Here is a 17,944-nt window from a genome sequence, read left to right as displayed (position 1 = left end):
TCGTGCGTGGGGGATGCGGTCCGGTTCAGGCGTGGCTCAGCGACCGCGGGGCCGGGGGCGCCTCGGGCTGGCGCCCGAGGCGGAACTGGTCGTGCAGCAGCCGCACGATGTCGCCGAGCCGGTCGGCGGGCAGGAGCACGGCGGTGTTCAGCGGGGAGACCGCGAGCCAGCTCACCGGGACGTCCGCCGCGGACAGGATGGGCAGCAGGCGCGCGGCGTGCCGTGCGCTGCCCGCGGGCCGGTCGCCGATCAGCGACACCCTGCCTACCCGGGTGTCGATGCGGACCCGCGCGCCCAGCTTCGCGAAACGGCTCCGCAACACGCCGTCGACCTCGTCCACGTCGGTGAACCGGATGGTGAACCCCACCTTCACCGCGGGTTCCTCCGGCATCGATCGCGCCACCATGTCGACCGGGATCGCGTTCTCGGCCAGCACCGCGAACACGTCCGGCACCCCGCCCGGGCTGTCCCGCTCGAAGTCGAGCAGGACGTGGGCGACGTTGCGGTCATGGGCGATCGCCACGAGGCCGTCGACGCTCGGGGTCGTGGCGGCTCCCGGCGGGACCACCGTGCCGTGTCCCCGTGGCACGGTCGACCGCACGTGCACCTCGACGCCGTGCAGCGCCGCCAGCTCGACCGCGCGGGAGTGCAGCACCTTGGCGCCGCTGAACGCCATCTCGGTCAGCACCCCGGAGTCGACGACGGGCAGTACCCTGGCGTCGCCGACCAGCCGGGGATCGGCGGTGAGCACGCCATCGACGTCGGTGTGGATCTCGCACCGGTCGGCGCCGAGGGTGGCGGCGAGCGCCACGGCCGTGGTGTCGGATCCCCCGCGCCCGAGTGTGACCGTGTCGCCGTCGCGATCCACCCCCTGGAAGCCGGTGACCACCGCGGTCCGGCCACTGTGGAGGGTGGCGAGGACTCGTCGGGTGTCGACGGCCTCGATCAGCCCCTCGCCGTGCTTGCCCCGGGCCCGGATCCCCGCCTGGGCGCCGGTGAGGGACACGGCGGGCACACCGAGCGAACCGAGCACCGTGCTCAGCACGGCCGCGGACACCGTCTCGCCGGTGGCCAGCAGCTGGTCGGTCTCCCGTTCGGTGCGGCTGCCGCCTGCCTCGTCGACGAGCGAGAGCAGCTCGTCGGTGGTGTCGCCCATCGCGGACACCACGACGACCAGTGGCCCGCGCTGCCGGTGTGCCAGGGCCACCGCGTCGGCGACCCGGCGGACGTGGCCGACGGTGGCGAGCGAGCTGCCACCGTACTTACGGACTATCGGTGCCATGCCAGACTTCCTTCGTCCACCCGGATGCCGCGAGTACCGAGGTCCAGACTGGGGGCAGGCCATGCCACCCGGCATCCCGTGTTCACGTGAGCTTCGCCGGGGCCTGGCGAAGCCCCGGAATCACGTGAAAACGGGACGCGCTCGGTGGCCGGGCAACGGCATGCTCGGCGCGAGACGGGATCATCCGCCGCATCACCCGTTCGCCTGGAGGGATCATGGACGAGGGAGAAAGCCGGCGCCACGGCACATCCGAGCGGGTTCCGGTCGTCGTCGCCGGTGCCGGGCCCGTGGGCGCGGTGCTGGCACTGGAACTGGCCAGGCACGGTGTGCGCAGCGTGGTGGTGGACAAGACCACCGGGCCGTCCCGCCACCCGAAGATGGACTACCTGAACGGGCGCAGCATGGAGTTCCTGCGGCGGCTCGGACTGGCCACGGTGATCCGCGAGCGCGGCGTCGACCCGAGGCACCCGTTCAACTTCGTCTGGAGCCGGGACTTCCAGGAGCCGCCGATCGCGGTGTGGAACTATCCGTCGGCGGCCGAGCTGACCCGCCGGATCGAGTCCGTCAACGACGGGTCGGTGCCGGTGGAGGCGCACCAGCGCGTCCAGGGCTCCCTGCTCGAGGACATCCTGCGCCAGCGGATGCGCTCGGTCGACCTGGTGGACTTCCGCGAAGGGTGGGAGCTTGTCGACCTTCGCGAAGGGGACGACGACGTCACCGTCGAGCTGCGGGCCACCGGCGGCGCCGGGCACCGGTCGGTGCGCGCCGGCTACCTCGCCGGGTGTGACGGCGCGAACAGCACCGTGCGGCAGCGCCTCGGCGTCTCCGTCGCGCAGTACGGACCGACCACGCTGCACCGCGACGTGTACTTCCGCAGCACCGACCCGGTGCTGCGGCGCCACGGCAGGGCATTCCTGACGATCGCCGCGGGCGGGCTGACGCTGGTGTCCCGGGACGAGGACGCGACCTGGACCGGCACCGTGCACCTCGCCGACGACCGGGTGCGGGCGCTCGATCCCGTCGACCACATGCGCCAGTGCCTCGGCGCGGACTTCCGGGTCGACGAGGTGCTCGACGTGGTCGAGTGGGAGGGGCGGCTGGCGGTGTCCGAGTCCTACCGCAGCGGCCGGGTCTTCCTGGCCGGCGACGCCGCGCACCAGTTCTATCCCACCGGTGGCCACGGCGCGAACACCGGGATCGGCGATGCCGTCGACCTCGGCTGGAAGCTCGCCGCACTGGTCCACGGCTGGGGCGGCCCCGGGCTGCCCGCCTCCTACGAGCGGGAGCGGCGCCCGGTGGCCCTGTTCAACCGCGAGATGTGCGCCAACCTGCTCGAGGTGTGGCTGCGCTTTCCCCGCCTGGTCGCCGACGGTGCGAGCCGCGAGCACATCGCCGGCTTCCTGGAACACGAGACGTACCAGATGGACAATCTGGGTATCCACTTCGGATACCGCTACTCCTCGCCGCTGATCCGGCGGGACGACGAGGACACGCCTCCGCCGTGGCGGTGGAACGCGATCACGGCGTCGACATGGCCGGGCGGCCGGGCGCCCTCGGTCCAGCTGGCGGACGGGACGGCGCTGTTCGACCTGTTCGACTCCGGGCTGACCCTGGTGGACTTCTCCGCCGACGGAACCGGTGCGGAACTGGTGAAGCGCGCCGAGCGGCGGCGCATCCCGGTCAAGCACCTGGCGATCGACGACGACCACGTCCGGCGGTGCTGGGAGCGGGACCTGGTGCTGGTCCGGCCCGACCAGCACGTCGCCTGGCGGGGGGACCGGCTGCCCCGCGACTGCGACGACCTGCTGGACGCGGTGACCGGCGGGGGTGGTGCTCGTGCGTGAGCGAGGTCGCCGGAGCCACGGAGAACGGTCACGAGTCGAGGGGTGCGGAGCCAGCATGTCGTTGCGTGTACTGATCGCCGGTGGCGGCCTGGGCGGGCTCGCCCTGGCGCACGGCCTGCGCCGGGCGGGCATCGAGGTCACGGTGCTCGAACGGGACCCCGCGCCGGACTCCCGGCCGCAGGGCTATCGCATCCACATCGACGCGGTGGGGCACGCGGCGCTGGCCGAGTGCCTGCCCGAGGACCTCTACGAGCTCTACGTCGCCACCTCCACCCGGACCCCGGAAGCGCAGCAGGCGATGTTCTTCGACCACCACTTCACGCAGACCGGGGCCGGTGACGCGCGGGTGGCCGGTTTCGCACCGGAGGTCGCCCCCACCGCGGTGGACCGGATGACCCTGCGCCAGATCCTGCTGACCCGGCTGGGTGGGGCGGTGCTGTTCGGTCGCGCGGTGGACGAGGTCGAGACGGGCGGCGACGGTGTCGTGGCGCGGCTCTCCGACGGACGTTCCCTGCGCGGCGACGTGCTGGTCGCCGCGGACGGCGTCCAGTCGGCCGTGCGCCGGGCACTGCTGCCGCACGCGGTGGTGCACGACACCGGCGTCCGGGCCATCACCGGGAAGACACCCCTGGCGGACCTCGGAGCCGGGTTGCCGCCGCAGCTGGACAACAGCTTCACCGGGGTGCACGGGCCGGGTTTCCGCACGTTGGCGATGGCCGTGTACCGCTCGCGGCGACCGCAGGATCGGGCGGCGGCCGAACTCGCGCCGGACGCCGAGCTGGTCCGCGTCGGTGACTACCTGATGTGGCTGCAGCTGGCACGGGTGGAGGACTTCCCGGTGGGTGACGCACGGCTCCGCGAACTCGGCGGTGCCGAGCTGCGCGGGCTCGCGCTCGACATGCTCGGCGGGTGGCACCCCGGGTTGCTCGACCTCGTCCGGCCCGCCGAGACGTCCTCGATCTTCCCGCTGTCGATCCGCGCGGTCCTCCCACTGGACGCCTGGAAACCCTCGCGGGTCACCCTGCTCGGCGACGCGGCGCACGCGATGGCGCCCATCGGCGGGCGTGGGGCCAACACGGCGTTGCGCGACGCGGCGGACCTGAGCGCGGCCCTGGGCGCGGTGGCGCGTGGCGAGATGGCCCTGCCCGCCGCGATCGCGGACTACGAGCAGGCCATGCGGCAGCGCGGATCCGAGGCCGTGGTGGCCTCGCTGCGCAACGCCGGGCCGAGCATCGGAGCCCGCTCACCCTACGCCGAGCCGGCGAGCGCCGCCGACTGATCGGGCCGACCTCCGCACTCCGGCCACCGAACGTCGGGCGCACCGGGCACCGCGCCGGTCCGCGGGATCCGGCCCGACCTGACTCGTACTGGTCGATACTACACAGGTAGTGTACTTTATGAAGATGAGCCGGTACCGGGGAAAGGGTTGACGGGTGCGGAGGCAGGCCGGGGATCCGCCGCTCCCCGCGGCGGGGACGAGTGAGCGGGTCACCGCGAGACAGTGGCTGGTCCTGGCGGTCGTGCTCAGTGGGTTCTTCCTGATCCTGCTGGACGGCACCATCATGAACGCCGCGATCCCGCCGATCCAGCGTGACCTGGCCACGACGTTCAGCGCCGCGCAGTGGATGATGAGCGGATACGCGCTCGCGTTCGGCGTCGTGCTGATCACCGCCGGCCGTCTGGGCGACCGGTTCGGGTACAAACGTCTTTTCCTCACCGGGCTGGCCGCGTTCACCGTGGCGTCGGCGCTCTGCGCGATCGCCACGACCGGTGCCGAGATCGTGTTCTACCGTGCCGTGCAGGGAGTCGCGGCGGGCGTGATGAACCCCGCCGTGCTGGCGATGATCCGGCTGGTCTTCCCCGAGAACGAGCGGGGGAGGGCGTTCGTCTGGTACGGGGCGGTCGCGGGCATCGCGGCTTCGGTCGGTCCAGTCCTCGGTGGACTGATCATCTCCACCGACCTGTACGGCCTCGGCTGGCGGCCGATCTTCCTGCTGAACATCCCGATCGGGATCGTGACGCTCGCGTGCGGGATGCGCTGGCTGCCCGAGCACCGCGGCCGGGCCGGTTCCCTCGACCTCGTGGGTGTCGGCCTGCTGTCGGCCACGCTCGTGCTGCTGCTCTACCCGCTCATCCAGGGCTACGAGACGGGCTGGCCGGGTGAGCTGTACCTGCTGCTGCTGTTGTCGGTGGTGCTCGGGCTGGGGTTCGTGTGGTGGCAGCGGTACCGGCTCCGGGAGGGAACCGGTCCGGTGGTCGACATCCGGTTGTTCGGCAACCGGTCGTTCGCGGCGGGCGTGGGGGTCGCGGTGTTCCAGTTCGTCGCGTTCGCCGGCATGCAGTTCGCGCTGTCCGCCTACCTGCAGCTGGGGCTCGGACAGTCGGCGCTGGCGACCGGGCTGGCGCTGGCGCCCTTCGCGGTCGGCACGTTCGTCGGCTCGACGCTGTCGAACGTCGCGGTCCGGCGGCTGGGCCGGGCCGCACTGCACTGGGGCAGCGGGCTGATGGCCGCCGGGACCGCGGCCACCGCGCTGACCATCCAGCTGGTGGGCGGTTCGGTGGACGGATTGTGGCTGTCACCGTCGACCTTCGTCACCGGCGTGGGTGCCATGCTGCTCGGCGCGCCGATCATCAACATCATCCTGACCGACGTCCGGAGCGAGGAGGCCGGCTCGGCGGGCGGGATCGTCGGCACCGCGCAGCGGGTCGGGCACGCGCTCGGCGTCGCGCTGGTGGGCACGGTGCTGTTCGGCTTGGTCTCCGCGCGGTCGGGTGCCGGTCTGGTGGAGGAGTACACGACCGCCATCCAGCTGGCGACGCTGTGCTGCACCGGGGCGGCGCTGGTGAGCCACGTCCTGATCTACCGGTTGCCGCGCCGCTGACCGAGGTGGCCGCCGGTCCCGGACCGACGAGAAGATGCTCGGCACCGTCCACCGGTGCCGAGCATCGTCCGGCTCGTGCCGCCTTCGGCGCGCTCAGCCTGCCGCCCGGAGCGCGGTGGCGATCTCGGTGGCGCGGCGGCCCTGGTAGCGCGACGCGTTCAGCTGGGTGTCGCCGATCGGCCCCGCACCCGCGACGTACGAGGCCGCGTACGGGTTGCCTGCCTCGAACTGCACCGGGTCGGTGTAGCCCGGCGGGACGATGATGCCGCCCCAGTGGTAGAAGACGTTCGACAGGGACAGCACGGTGCTCTCCACGCCGCCGTGCGGGGTTCCGGTGGAGACGAACACGCTGTAGACCTTGTTGGCCAGCTTGCCTTCCTTCCACAGCGGTCCTGTGGTGTCGATGAACTGCTTGAGCTGGGCCGACGGCGTGCCGTAGCGGGTCGGCGTGCCGAAGATGACGGCGTCCGCCCAGAGCAGGTCGTCGTGCTCGGCGATCTGGACGTCCTTGGTGCTGTCCACGTGGGCCTGCCAGTCCGGGTTGCTGGCGATGGCCTCGGGGGGCGCCAGCTCGGCCACCTTGCGTACCCGTACCTCCGCTCCGGCCTTCTCCGCGCCTTCGGCGACGGCCTCGGCCATGCGGTGCAGGTTGCCCGTCGCGCTGTAGTAGATCACCGCGACATTGGCTGCCTGGGTCATCCGTGGGACTCCCTCCTGGGGTTGCGTACACCGGTTTGTAGGCTCTGCCCGCAGAGCCGGTCACTGCCCGCGACACGCGAATGCCGCCGGACAATAACTTCATATCGCGTGCAGTTAAGATAGTACACACGAAGTGAATATCCACTCAAGGGAACGATCATGGTCAAGTCGATTGCCGAACCGTCGAACATGCGCAGCAGGCGCACCAGGGCAGCACTGCTGAAGGCGGCACGAGAGCTGCTCGAGGAGAAGGGGTTCGACGCGCTGACGATGGCGGCGGTCGGGGATCGAGCCGCGGTGACCCGGCGGGCGGTGTACCTGCACTTCGACACCCGCACGGAGCTCGTCATGGCGTTGTACGACTACGTCGGTGAGCAGGAGGGGCTCGCGGAGTCGCTGGCGAGGGTCTGGGCCGCCCCGGACTCGCTCGCCGCCCTGGACCAGTGGGCTCGGCACATCGCGTACTACACGCCGAAGGTGCTCCGCGTCGACCGGGAGGTGGCGCGGATCGAGGGAGCCGACCCCGACGCCGCGCGGCACCGGAAGTTCGCGATCAGCAACCAGCGGGCGAACGTGCGCCGGCTGGTCCGGTGGCTGGCGGACGAGGGAAGGCTGGCGGAGGGCTGGAGTGTCGACCAGGCCGTCGACATGGTGTGGGCGCTGGCCTCGCCGGAGATCGTCGAGCGGTTGCACGGCATCCGGAGGTGGCCGCTGAAGAAGATGCACGAGAGGCTGGCGGCCACGTTGCGGGTCATCACCGTGGACAGCTGACCAGCGCCGCGCTCCCGCTCAGCGGAGGGCCATCGCGTTCGCGGGGGAGCCGACGCCGCCGACGATGCTCAGCGGGGAGACGGTGAGCAGGAACGACCAGCGCTCGTCGGCGGCGCACGCGTCGGCAAGGGGGTCGAGGTGCCAGAGCTCGCCGAGGGGCATGCCGAGCAGGCCGATGAGCGCGCGGTGCATGATGCCGGAGTGCGGGTCGCGTGCTCCCTCGTCCCGCTCGGCACGGGTGAAGAACGGGCTGCTTGGTGCGGCGGGCCAGCACTCGAGCGCGAAGTTGTCTCCGGCGACAAGACTCACGCGGTGATCCCACAGCCACGCCAGGACGTCGTGTGACTGCGCGAGCCCGGGATGGCGCTGCACGGTTCGCAGGCTCTCACGAACGTGCGGGTCCGCCTCGTGGAGGTACCAGCGCAGCCAGCCGAACCGGATGAGCACGATGTCTCCGGGGCGCACCTGGGTGCCCTGCGCCGCGCGGGTGTCCTCGAGTTCCCGGGCGGTGATCGCGCGGCTGGAACGGGCGTCGATCGGTCTGCCCCGGGCCCGGAGGTGGCGATCGACGTCGAGCAGGACCGCGCGCCCGGCGATGGGGAGATCCGCGAGGTGGTGGATGCTCAGCAGCTCGTCGCCGGGCACGAACCGGCGCGCGTCCGCGCCGTTGTAGAAGCCGTGCTCGGGGTGGCCGATATGCCGGAGCCCGTCGAGCTGGGAACCGTACTGAGGGTAGAAGCTGTCGAGCCACTCGTCACGGTGGAACGGGGTGCGCTGGAAAACGTGGTGCTCGATCGGGCGACGTGTCGGGGCGAGGGAGGGGCTGATCGCGGTCGACGGCAGGTCCAGGGAGAACGCGGTGCCCTCGCGCACCTCGCGCGCGGCGCCGGGCAGGTCGTTGAGTGCGAGGAAGTTGAGCGTTCCCGCCTGATCACCGGCCCCGAAGAGGCCCCAGCTGGAGCCGGGCGGCGCGTCGGTGCGTCGGCGCAGGGCCGCGTAGTCCGGCAGATCCGCCAGCGCGGTCATCGTCGCTCCTCGCGCACGCCCGCTCCGAGCTGCTTGCTGATCGTCCGTGCGGTCTCCCGGAGGGGCGGGAGAATCTCACCGGTCAGGCGTTCCATGGGGCATTGCAGGGTGCCGCAGGAGAGCGCGAGGGCCGCGATGACACGCCCCTCGCTGTCGAAGATCGGCGCCGCGGCGGACCGGCGCCCGAGCTCCAGCTCCTGGTCCACGGCGTCCCAGCCGCGCTCGCGTACCAGGGCCAGCCGCGCGCGCAGTGCGGCCGGGTCCGTGATCGTCCACTCGGTCAACGCCTCGAGCGAGCTCGTCGCGAGTACCGCCTCGACGTCCGACGGTGCCGCGTAGGCCAGCAGGACATGACCCATCGACGTGGCGTGGGCGGGCAGCCGGGTGCCGACGGCGAGGTTGATGCTGGTGACCCGGCCGCGCTGGACGCGGTCGACGTAGACCACGTCGGGGCCGTCGAGTGCGGCCAGCGACGTGCCCACGCCGAGCTGGTCGGTGAGCTCCTCCATCAAGGGGCGTGCCACGTCGGTGAGCCGTACCGACGACAGGTACGCGTAACCGAGCGCCAGCACCTTCGGGGTGAGCGCGAACCGGCTCGCGGTCGCGCGGGCGTAGCCGAGCCGTTCCAGGGTCAGCATGACGCGCCGCACGATCGGCTTGGACAGACCGGTGACGTTCGCGATCTCGCTCAGGGTCAGCAGCGGCCCGCGGCCGGAGAAGGCGGCGATGACGTCCAGCCCGCGCTCCAAGGTCTGCAGGTGGTCGCGCCGCTCCTGGTCCACCAGTCCTCCTTGACATCGGCGGTCTCGGCGACACATTCTGGCATGTGCTCGCATTGCGTTTCAAACGGTCGCAATGCGACCGCCTAGTGAAGGGGCCAGTTCGATGACGAACGATCGTGTCCGCACCCTCGTCGAGGACCTCGAGCGCACGCTCGTCGAGTTCATCCGCACGCACCGCGTCACCCACGCCGAGTACCGCTCGGCGACCGACGTGCTGGTCGCCGAGGTGCAGGCAGGCGAGGGCAGCCTGTTGTTCGACGTCTTCCTCGAGGCCGCGGCGACCGACACGGACAACCACGGCCGCCCCGGCAGCGTCGAGGCCATCGAAGGGCCCTTCTACCTGCCGGGAGCGCCCTGGCTCGACGGCCCGCCGTACGTCCTTCCGCAACGGCCGGAGGAACCGGGCATGCCGTTGGTCTTCCACGGAACGGTCACCACCGAGACCGGTGAGCCGCTTGCCGGGGTGGAGCTCGATCTCTGGCATGCCGACGCGAACGGCCAGTACTCGCAGATCCACCCGGGGATTCCGGAGTGGAACCTGCGCGGGCGGTTCCGTTGTGACGGCCACGGCCGGTTCGAGGTCCGGACCATCGCGCCGCCGCCGTACGAGATCCCCAAGGACGGCCCCACCGGCAGGGTGCTCGACGCACTGGGCCGGCACTACTTCCGGCCTGCCCACCTGCACGTCAAGCTCCGGCATCCCCGCTTCGGTGAGCGCACGTCCCAGCTGTACTTCCCCGGCGGCGAGTACCTCGACAGCGACGTGGCCAACGCCGTCCGGCGCGAGCTGGTCATGGACGTCCACGTCGTGGACGATCCGGCGCGGACCGCACGGCACGACCTGAAAGAGCCCTTTGTGGACGCACGGTACGACTTCGCGTTCGCCGCGGACGCGGCGATGACCCGTGCCTGAGGTGCCGTCCCGGATCACGGCGGTCGAGGTCACCCTGCTGGATCTTCCGCTGCTGCGCCCGCACAGGTTCGCCGTCACGACCATGCGCACCCAGGGCGTCCTGCTGATCCGGGTGGTGACCGAGGACGGCGTCGCCGGCTGGGGAGAGGGAGTCGTTCCCGGTGGGCCCTGGTGGGGCGGCGAGTCCGTGGAAGGCATGGCCGCGCTGATCGACCGGCACCTCGCGCCGGCCGTCGTCGGGCAGGACGTGCTCCAGCCGGAGGCGGTCGCCCGGCGGCTGGAGCGGCTGGCCGCGGGCGCGCCGTTCGCGCGGGCAGGAGTGGAGATGGCGGTGTGGGACGCCGCGGGCCGAACCCTCGGTGTGCCGGTGCACCAGCTGCTGGGCGGACCGCACCGGGACCGTGTGCCGGTCACGTGGGCGGTGGGCAGCGAGCCCGCCGAGATCGTGGTCGACGAGGTGCGGCGGCTTGTTGCCGAAGGCCGTCACCGTTCCTTCAAGCTCAAGATGGGTGCCATACCGCCCGAAGCGGACGTGTCCAGGGTGGTCGCGATCGCCGAGGCGCTCGACGGTGCGGCTCCGCTGGCGGTCGATCTGAACGGCGCGTGGGACGAGTACGCGGCGCGCCGGTGGCTGCCGGTGCTCGACGACGCCGGTGTCCAGCTGGTGGAGCAGCCGCTTCCGGCGGCGAGCGTCGCCGGTCTCGCCCGCCTGCGGGAACGGTCGGGCCTGGCGATCATGGCGGACGAGTCCCTGCGTACCGCGGCCGACGCGCTGCGCCTGGTGGCCGGCCACGCCGTGGACCTGCTGGCCGTGAAGATCGGCAAGAGCGGCGGCCTCGCCGCGGTCCAGCGCATCGCCTCCATCGCGGACGCGGCGGGCGTCGGCTGTTACGGCGGCACCGCGATCGAGACGTCCCTCGGCACCGCCGCGTCGGCTCACCTGTTCTGCGCCACCGCGGCGGTGCGCTGCGGCACCGAGCTGTTCGGCCCACTGCTGCTCGCCGACGACATCGCCACCGAGCCCGTGACCTACGCGGCCGGCGATCTGTTGCTGACCACGGGGCCCGGCTTCGGTATCACCGTCGACGGGGACAAGGTGGAGAAGTACCGACGTCGATGATCGCTGGCCGGATTCCCCGCGCCGGGCGAGCGGCGGCGACGGCACCTGGGGACCATGGGTCGAGGTGCGCGATGCCAGGTACGGCGACAACGTCCTCGCCGACGGCGCCCGCTGCTATGCCGAACTCGCCCTGCGCCGCCTTCGTGCCGGTGCGCGCGCCGCCGACTGACGGTGCTCACCGGAACTTTCCCGCGACCGCGGCCAGGATCAGCCACGGCTCGATGACGAGATTGATGACCGTGTGCGCGATGATCGGCGGCAGGATGTTGCGGCCGGCGACGAGGTAGACGACCGCGAGCATCGCGCCAAGAAGCGTTGTCGCGATCACCACGGGAAGGACCACGGTGAGTTCGCCGCGGAACACGATCCACGCGGCGTGGGCGGCGCCGAACACGACCGCCGAGATCACCACCTGGGTGACCGGGGCGAAACCGGCGGACATCGCCCAGTCCATGAGCTTGGCGCGGAAGACGACCTCCTCCACGACGCCGCTGACCACCGCGGCCCACACTCCGATGATCTTGAGCGTGGAGAGTTCCCCCTTGTGCCGGTCGACGAAGGCCACGGATTTGACCGTGTAGACCGTGTACGTCACCGCCACCGCGACCATGAGCAACCACGCCCATATCGACACCTCGGCTACGGTCCCGAAACCGAGTACCTCGGTGAAGAATGTCTCCGGCGACGTGAAATACCACCACGCGATGACCGCGGACAGGCCAACGCACACCGACAGCAGGATCCACCGGGTAACGGAAACGGATCTCGTGGAGCAGTCGACGAGGTTCGACATTGACGCGTCCTTTCTCCGGGGGCCCACACGTCGGGTACCCATCCGGTTCGGCCCTCAGTACTCCGCGCATTTGTGATCTTCACCGTTCGAGCCGGACGGTCGCGGTCATGGGCTTTCGTCGTGTCGAGGAGCACGGGAGGACCGAACGCGGCGTGGGATCTGAATTCTGGCCCCTCGCCGGCTGCCCGTGGCTCGAGCCGGGGGCGGGGGCGGAGGGGCCAGCTGGGGAAGATTGGCTGAGGTCCGGCGTGCGCACGGGCCGAAGGAAATGGCGAGCAAGACGATCGCTCGGGTGCTGGGAATCTCGCGCCACGCGATGCGGGCGGCGCTGTCGTCGAAAGGACCGCGTGAGCCCGCCGATTAGGGCATCCAGGCCACCGCCGGCCTGCTCGCGGCGCCGTCACGACCCGCATGACCGCGGGCGGCGGCGGCACGCTGAGCTGCCGGTGCGGGCGACACCGCGGGCTGCGGTGCGGGCCAGGCTGGAGCTCAGCGCGGATCGTCGCCTGAGTGCGCGGGCTCTGCCCCAGCGCACCGACCGGCATGTGTGCGGTGGGCTGCTCTCTCAGGCTCCCTGCTGCCCCAGCAGAGGGGCCGCCATGGCCAGCTCACACCCGTCGGCCCGGGTGACCTACCGGCCGGTGCGCACGGATAGGGCGGCCGGGTCTCGGTGCACGGGTGGACCGCCCGGCCGCCGAGGTGGTGCCGCGCCGTCTCCGCCGCGGCACCACCTCGGACGGTGCTCAGTCGCCGTGGGCGCCGCAGGAGATGTTGACCTGGGTGGAGGTCAGCGTGCGCGCCCGGTCGGAGGCGACGAAGGCGGCCACGTGGCCCACGTCGTCCAGGGTGGCCGCTCGTCTGAGCAGGGTGGCATCGACGATCGCGTGCTTCTGCGGCTCGACCTCGGGAATGCTGGGGAAGGTCTCCGGGATCCCGCCGGTGAGCAGCGTGACGACCCGGACGCCGTGGGCGCCGAGTTCGCACGCCCACTGCCTGCGCATCGCCTCGACCGTGTCCATGCCGACCTGGACGGTGCCGAGCCCGGGTTGTCCTCGGTGGTAGTCGGCTCCGCCGAAGAACAGGATCACGCCCGATTCCTGCTTCACCATGTGCCGGGCGGCCGCCTTCGTGGTCACCAGCTGGGAGGTGGCCGCCTTCTCGATGGCCCGCCCGAAGTCGGCCACGGGCATGTCGATGAGCGGGGTGAAGACGGCGTCCTGGGTGATGACGTTGACGGAGATGTCGAGGCTTCCGGCGCGGGCGGCCACGGTATCGGCGTGGTCGTCGACCGCCGCCTCGTCGAGGGCGTCCAGCACGGCGGTCTCGGCCTGGCCACCCGCCGCGCGGATCTCCTCGGCGAGGGCATCGAGCTTGCCCGGCGTGCGGCCGACGAGGAAGCACCGCGCGCCTTCCTTCGCGAAGCCCCTGGCCAGCGCGCTTCCGATGCTTCCGCCCGCTCCGTAGACGACGGCGGTCTTGTCCTCGAGCAACATGTCGGTACCTCCCGGTCGGGAATCGATGTCGCTGGAGACGCTAGGCAGCGGCGCGCCGTCGTCGCATCGGTCGGGCGACGGGCGTCCGAGGTCCCGGAGCCTGACCGGATAAGTCGTTCACTCACGCGCGATCGAGGTCCAGCTGCGCCAGCTCGATGCGCTTGCTGACGCCGAGCTTGGGGTAGGCCTTGTACAGGTGATGGCCGACGGTGCGCGGGCTGAGGAAGAGCTGGGACCCGATCTGCTTGTTGCTGTAGCCGGCGGCGGCGAGCCGCACCACCTGGACCTCCTGAGGCGTCAGCCGCTGCAGCGGGTCGGCCGCCCCGGGCCGGGCGACGGGCCGCTCGCCGAGTGCGGCCAGCTCGGCGCGGGCGCGCGCGGCCCAGCCTGGTGCGCCGAGCCGCTCGAACGTCGCGAGGGTGGCTGTGAGATGGGTGTGGGCGTCGGCTCGTCTACGCCGGCGCCGCAGCCATTCCCCGTACAGCAACCGGGTCCGGGCAGCGTCGAAGGGACCCGCGCGCTCGTGCTGGATCCGCAGTGCGTCCACGAAGGAGTCCTCGGCGCCGTCGGCGTCCGCCAGCAGGGCCCGGCAGCGAAGGAGCAGCCCGCGGGCGACCGGCGTGGCCACGTGCTCCGCCCAGCGGCCGAACTCGGTGAGCCGCTCGCGCGCGAGACCGGTCTCCCCGAGCCGCACCGCCGCCTCCACCAGGTCGGGAACGGCGCGGACGAGGACGTCACGGCTCGCCGCGCCCGAGCACACCTCCGTGAGCGTGCGCAGCGCGTCGCCGCACCGGCCCGCCGACAGGTCGAGCATGCCCACACCCCAGCGGGCCAGGGCGGCGTTGACCGGGTGGCGCGTGGTCAGCCGCGGCAGTACCTCGTCGGCGAGTGCGTGGCATCCGGATTCGTCGCCGCGCACGGCGGCCAGCCACACCGCGATGGCCTTCAGCACGGCCAGCTGGGTGTCCATTCCCAGCTCCTCGGCCATCGACACGCCCTCCGCCACGTGCGTCTCCGCATCGACGAACCCGCCCCGGAGCAGTTGTGCCAGCCCGAGAATCTCCAGCGAGTACGGAACCCACAGCAATGCTCCAGCCGCCCTCGCCTCGGCGAGCAGGGACGTTGTGACCGCGATCGCCGCGTCGTCGTCGGCGAGCATCAGCCCGCTGAAACCGGCGACGATCCGCAGTATGTAGTGCGAACGGCGGTCCCGCGCGGCGCGCACGAAGGGCGCCATCGCGTCCGCGGCGCGGTGGGGGGCGCCGTCGAACAGCGCGCTCCACCCGGCCTGCGCGTGCGCCGCGCGCTCCAGATCGGAGCCGGCGGGCAGGCGCAGGTCCCGCAGGTGCCGCACACCCTGCCGCACCAGGTCGTGCGCGCCCGCGTGCCGCGCGGCCACGACCGCCTCGGTGAGGATGAGCGCGGCCCGTCCGGGATCGTGGTCCAGCACCAGTTCGGCCGCCTGGAGTGCCAGGGCGGCATCCGCCGCCGGAGAAGTGCGTTCGTACTCCACCTGCGCCCGCAGGTGGAGCGAGCCGGCCAGGACACCGGGGTCGTCGGTGCGGAGCGCCACCTCGGCGGCGAGCCGGACGGCGCGGTCCGGCTTGCCCGCGTCGTAGGCGGCGTTCGCCGCTTCGCCGAGCCGCCGGGCCTTGCGTTCGTTGTCCGTGCTCAGCCTGCCCGCGCGGTCGAACGCGGCGGACACGGCCATCGCGTCTCCGCGATGCCGGGCACGCAGGGCGGCCTGTTCCAGTTCGGCGGCGACCTTCTCGTCCGGACCGGTGGTGGCGGCCGCCAGGTGCCACGCGCGGCGATCGGCTTCCCCCGCGCCCGCCAGTTCCTCGGCGAGCGCCTGGTGTACGGCGAGCCGCTGATGATGTGGCGCGCTGCGGTACGCGGCCGACCGAATCAGCGGATGCCGGAAAATCAATCGGTCGGTGCGGACGGTGATCAGGTCCGCCCGCTCGGCCGGGGCGAGGTCCGACACGGCCGCGGCGAATCGCCGTCCGACGCGGAGCACCAGGTCGAGGTCCTCGGCGCTGTCGGCCGCGGCCGACAGCAGCAGGAGGCGGGTCGCCGCGGGGAGCGCGGCGATCTGGGCGCGGAAGGTCTCCTGCACCCGGCCGGTGACCGGAAGGGGCGCGATGTGGTCGGCGGGGTCGGAACGGCCGAGCCGTTGCGCGGCGCCCCACTCGATGATGGCCAGCGGATTGCCGCGTGCGTCGTCCAGCACCCGATCCCGTGCCGGGGCGCGCAGACCCGGGGAATGCGCCTCCAGCACGGCGGCCGACGCCGCACGCGAAAGCCCGGTCAGCCGGAGCGTCGCGATCCCGGGCGCCGGGACCGCGACGGCGGTGTCGCGCACGGCGAACACGATCGCGACCGGGTCGGCCCGCAGTCGCCGCGCGGCGAATAGCAGAGCGTCCAACGAGCCCTGGTCCAGCCATTGCGCGTCGTCGACCAGGCACAGCACGGGCCGCTCGGTGGCCAGCTCCGCCAGCAGGGTCAGCGTGCCCGCCCCGACCAGGAACCGGCTCACCTCGGGCGCCCCGGCCAACCCGACGGCGGTCTTCAGCGCCGCGGCCTGCGGTTCGGGCAGGGCGTCGAGCCGGTCGAGGTACGGCAGCAGCACCTGGTGCAACACCCCGAAAGGCAGCTCGGCCTCCGACTCGATGCCCATCCCGGGCAGCACCAGCATGCCGTGCGCGGACTCGCGCGCGTGCCGGAGCAGTGCCGACTTTCCGATGCCTGCCTCGCCTGCGACGACCAGCGCGCCGCCGTGTCCTTCGCGCGCGCCGGCGAGCAGGCGGTCGATGCGGGCACGCTCGTCGTGCCGCCCCACGAGCATGCGTCCAGCACTGGTGCCGGTGTCCCGGGGCGGCGTGTGCGCCGGCGAGGAACGAGGTGATCGGCCTGGCCGGTTCACGTGCGCCTCGCGCCGCGCCACAACGCGGTTCCCAGCATGAGCATCCAGAGCCACCCGGCGACCGTGAACGGCACGATGACGGCGAACTCGAGCAGGACCGCACCCGTCAGCCAGCCCGCGCCGGCTCCGATCCCGATCCAGCCCAGCCAGGAGGGGAGCCGGTCGTGACCGAGCACGGTCACCCCGAGCAGCAGCAGGGAAAGGCCCAGCAGGGCTTGCCCGGTGAACGCGGCGCTCCCCAGCACGGCGAGCACGGCCTGGGTCTGGCTGAGCACCTGGCCGTCGGCCGCGGGCGGGCTCTCGGCCAGGCGTTGGGCCAACGGTTCGAACGCGTGCGCGTGCAGTCCGAAGTAGACCGCGAAAACGGCGCTCGTCGCGATGAAGACGGCTTGCGTGACGCGGCCGACCGCGCGGGTGCCTCCGCGTGCGGTGCCGGTGAGGAGCACGGCGACGGCCATCCAGGCCAGCACGGCGAGGATGTTCACCAGGTGCGCGACCTGCCACCACGGTCGCGCGGCGACGTACTGGAGCAGGGCTCGCGGGTCGTCGATCGGGGGATCCCCGTGCAGCACGGTCACCAGGAGGTAGCCGAGGGTGCCCGCGATCGCGCACCCGGCGGCCGCGCGCAGGGAGGCCGCGTCGGGTGAGCGTCGTGGGAGGTGTGCGTCGGTCGTCATCGTCTCCGCCTTCCGGGCCGTGGGTGTGCGGGGCACAGGATGACAGTTATAGTCATACTATGTCTATTCATATTCGTCGGATAGCCTTCGACGGTGGACTCCGAGGTCGCAGGGCCCGCTCCCCGTCGGTCCGGGCTCGCGCTCGTCGTGCTGGCCCTGCTGGCGGAGCGGCCGATGCATCCGTATTTGATGCAGCGGCTGATCCGGGAGCGCGGCAAGGACACCGTCGTCAACGTCGCCAGCCGCAACAGCGTCAACCAGACCGTGGAGCGGCTGCGCCGCGACGGACAGATCGCGGTGCAGGAGACCACCAGGGAGGGCAACCGGCCGGAACGCACCGTGTTCCGCATCACCGGCGCGGGGCGGACGACGCTGCACCGGTGGATGCGGGAGATTCTGTCCCGCCCTGCCCGGGAGTTCCCGGAGCTGCCCGCCGGGTTGTCGTTCGCCGCGCTGTTCGGTCCCGACGAGGTGCGGCAATGGCTGGAACACCGAGCGGCGGAACTGGAACGGTCGCTGGCGGAGCTGTCGCAGCGGCCGCCGGATCTGCCGCGGGTCTTTCTTCTCGAGGACGAGTACCGGAGCGCGATGGTGGACGCTGAACTGCGCTGGGTTCGCGGCATCGTCGGCGAGCTTCGCCGGGGAACCCTGACCTGGGACACCGAGCGGCTGCGTTCGTTCGGGTGGGACGAGCCCGGCAGGCCCGGCTCGTCCGTCCACCGGAAGGAGAGCTGAT

General features: G+C 71.9%; 15 protein-coding genes. 7 read left to right on the top strand and 8 right to left on the bottom strand.

The genetic code is table 11. From position 1 onward, the window contains the following. Positions 1 to 25: 25 nt before the first annotated feature. Positions 26 to 1,282 carry an aspartate kinase gene (locus B0I33_RS15615; protein ID WP_106179518.1) on the bottom strand — a complete coding sequence of 419 codons (1,257 nt, stop codon included), beginning with the start codon at positions 1,280 to 1,282 and terminating at the stop codon, positions 26 to 28. A 215-nt stretch (positions 1,283 to 1,497) separates the two neighbouring features. Here B0I33_RS15615 and B0I33_RS15610 point away from each other — a divergent pair, with 215 nt between their 5' ends. From B0I33_RS15610 to B0I33_RS15600, 3 genes are all read left to right on the top strand, one after another. After that, the gene (locus B0I33_RS15610; RefSeq protein WP_106179517.1) at positions 1,498 to 3,126 is read left to right on the top strand and encodes an FAD-dependent monooxygenase; all 1,629 of its coding nucleotides are present in this window, start codon (positions 1,498 to 1,500) and stop codon (positions 3,124 to 3,126) included. Positions 3,127 to 3,181: 55 nt separating this feature from the next. After that, positions 3,182 to 4,405 (top strand): FAD-dependent oxidoreductase, encoded by a 1,224-nt coding sequence (locus tag B0I33_RS15605; RefSeq protein WP_106179516.1) that lies wholly within the window; start codon positions 3,182 to 3,184, stop codon positions 4,403 to 4,405. Positions 4,406 to 4,559: 154 nt separating this feature from the next. Next, complete coding sequence (locus B0I33_RS15600) at positions 4,560 to 6,008, top strand: MFS transporter (RefSeq protein WP_106179515.1); 1,449 nt, start codon at positions 4,560 to 4,562, stop codon at positions 6,006 to 6,008. A gap of 93 nt (positions 6,009 to 6,101) precedes the next feature. On the opposite strand, the gene wrbA is transcribed toward B0I33_RS15600, so the two are convergent. Continuing rightward, positions 6,102 to 6,707 carry an NAD(P)H:quinone oxidoreductase gene (gene wrbA, locus B0I33_RS15595; RefSeq protein ID WP_106179514.1) on the bottom strand — a complete coding sequence of 202 codons (606 nt, stop codon included), beginning with the start codon at positions 6,705 to 6,707 and terminating at the stop codon, positions 6,102 to 6,104. Positions 6,708 to 6,866: 159 nt separating this feature from the next. On the opposite strand from wrbA, the gene B0I33_RS15590 reads away from it, so the two are divergent. After that, positions 6,867 to 7,478: a TetR/AcrR family transcriptional regulator gene (locus B0I33_RS15590; protein ID WP_106179513.1), complete on the top strand. Its 612-nt coding sequence runs from the start codon at positions 6,867 to 6,869 to the stop codon at positions 7,476 to 7,478. Between the two features lie 18 nt (positions 7,479 to 7,496). Here the strand turns inward: B0I33_RS15590 and B0I33_RS15585 are convergent, their stop codons facing one another. Next, positions 7,497 to 8,504 carry a cyclase family protein gene (locus B0I33_RS15585; RefSeq protein ID WP_106179512.1) on the bottom strand — a complete coding sequence of 336 codons (1,008 nt, stop codon included), beginning with the start codon at positions 8,502 to 8,504 and terminating at the stop codon, positions 7,497 to 7,499. After that, positions 8,501 to 9,286, bottom strand: a complete 786-nt coding sequence (locus B0I33_RS15580) for an IclR family transcriptional regulator domain-containing protein (RefSeq protein WP_245900721.1) — start codon at positions 9,284 to 9,286, stop codon at positions 8,501 to 8,503. Before B0I33_RS15580 ends, B0I33_RS15585 begins: the two co-directional genes overlap by 4 nt. Before the next feature lie 103 nt (positions 9,287 to 9,389). Between B0I33_RS15580 and B0I33_RS15575 the strand changes: the two genes are divergently transcribed. Beyond that, on the top strand, positions 9,390 to 10,199 hold the full coding sequence (locus tag B0I33_RS15575) for a dioxygenase family protein (RefSeq protein WP_181193312.1): 810 nt from the start codon (positions 9,390 to 9,392) through the stop codon (positions 10,197 to 10,199). Further along, complete coding sequence (locus B0I33_RS15570) at positions 10,192 to 11,319, top strand: muconate/chloromuconate family cycloisomerase (RefSeq protein ID WP_106179509.1); 1,128 nt, start codon at positions 10,192 to 10,194, stop codon at positions 11,317 to 11,319. The genes B0I33_RS15575 and B0I33_RS15570 overlap by 8 nt, the downstream gene beginning before the upstream one ends. A 175-nt stretch (positions 11,320 to 11,494) precedes the next feature. Here B0I33_RS15570 and B0I33_RS15565 read toward each other — a convergent pair whose 3' ends face one another. The 4 genes from B0I33_RS15565 to B0I33_RS15550 all read right to left on the bottom strand — a co-directional run bounded on the left by B0I33_RS15565 (position 11,495) and on the right by B0I33_RS15550 (position 17,208). Beyond that, positions 11,495 to 12,112, bottom strand: coding sequence for a CPBP family glutamic-type intramembrane protease (locus B0I33_RS15565; protein ID WP_106179508.1), 618 nt, complete (start codon positions 12,110 to 12,112; stop codon positions 11,495 to 11,497). A gap of 743 nt (positions 12,113 to 12,855) precedes the next feature. Beyond that, positions 12,856 to 13,605 (bottom strand): SDR family NAD(P)-dependent oxidoreductase, encoded by a 750-nt coding sequence (locus B0I33_RS15560; RefSeq protein WP_106179507.1) that lies wholly within the window; start codon positions 13,603 to 13,605, stop codon positions 12,856 to 12,858. Between the two features lie 121 nt (positions 13,606 to 13,726). After that, entirely contained in the window at positions 13,727 to 16,453 is a 2,727-nt protein-coding gene (locus tag B0I33_RS15555) for a helix-turn-helix transcriptional regulator (protein ID WP_106179506.1), read from the bottom strand. 74 nt (positions 16,454 to 16,527) lie between these two features. Then, the gene (locus B0I33_RS15550) at positions 16,528 to 17,208 is read right to left on the bottom strand and encodes a DUF4386 family protein (protein WP_106179505.1); all 681 of its coding nucleotides are present in this window, start codon (positions 17,206 to 17,208) and stop codon (positions 16,528 to 16,530) included. A gap of 93 nt (positions 17,209 to 17,301) precedes the next feature. Between B0I33_RS15550 and B0I33_RS15545 the strand changes: the two genes are divergently transcribed. Continuing rightward, positions 17,302 to 17,943: a PadR family transcriptional regulator gene (locus B0I33_RS15545; protein ID WP_245900719.1), complete on the top strand. Its 642-nt coding sequence runs from the start codon at positions 17,302 to 17,304 to the stop codon at positions 17,941 to 17,943. Position 17,944 lies beyond the last annotated feature (1 nt).

The organism is Prauserella shujinwangii (genome assembly GCF_003001955.1).
Lineage (GTDB): Bacteria > Actinomycetota > Actinomycetes > Mycobacteriales > Pseudonocardiaceae > Qaidamihabitans > Qaidamihabitans shujinwangii.
This window is presented reverse-complemented; position numbering and strand designations above follow the sequence as displayed.

Bases quoted from the DNA above. Each gene is read 5' to 3' on its own strand.
- B0I33_RS15565 (WP_106179508.1), bottom strand. From the start codon at position 12,112: ATGTCGAACCTCGTCGACTGCTCCACGAGATCCGTTTCCGTTACCCGG.
- wrbA (WP_106179514.1), bottom strand. From the start codon at position 6,707: ATGACCCAGGCAGCCAATGTCGCGGTGATCTACTACAGCGCGACGGGC.
- B0I33_RS15560 (WP_106179507.1), bottom strand. From the start codon at position 13,605: ATGTTGCTCGAGGACAAGACCGCCGTCGTCTACGGAGCGGGCGGAAGC.
- B0I33_RS15605 (WP_106179516.1), top strand. From the start codon at position 3,182: ATGTCGTTGCGTGTACTGATCGCCGGTGGCGGCCTGGGCGGGCTCGCC.
- B0I33_RS15590 (WP_106179513.1), top strand. From the start codon at position 6,867: ATGGTCAAGTCGATTGCCGAACCGTCGAACATGCGCAGCAGGCGCACC.
- B0I33_RS15575 (WP_181193312.1), top strand. From the start codon at position 9,390: ATGACGAACGATCGTGTCCGCACCCTCGTCGAGGACCTCGAGCGCACG.
- B0I33_RS15585 (WP_106179512.1), bottom strand. From the start codon at position 8,504: ATGACCGCGCTGGCGGATCTGCCGGACTACGCGGCCCTGCGCCGACGC.
- B0I33_RS15555 (WP_106179506.1), bottom strand. From the start codon at position 16,453: ATGCTCGTGGGGCGGCACGACGAGCGTGCCCGCATCGACCGCCTGCTC.
- B0I33_RS15615 (WP_106179518.1), bottom strand. From the start codon at position 1,282: ATGGCACCGATAGTCCGTAAGTACGGTGGCAGCTCGCTCGCCACCGTC.
- B0I33_RS15550 (WP_106179505.1), bottom strand. From the start codon at position 17,208: ATGACGACCGACGCACACCTCCCACGACGCTCACCCGACGCGGCCTCC.
- B0I33_RS15610 (WP_106179517.1), top strand. From the start codon at position 1,498: ATGGACGAGGGAGAAAGCCGGCGCCACGGCACATCCGAGCGGGTTCCG.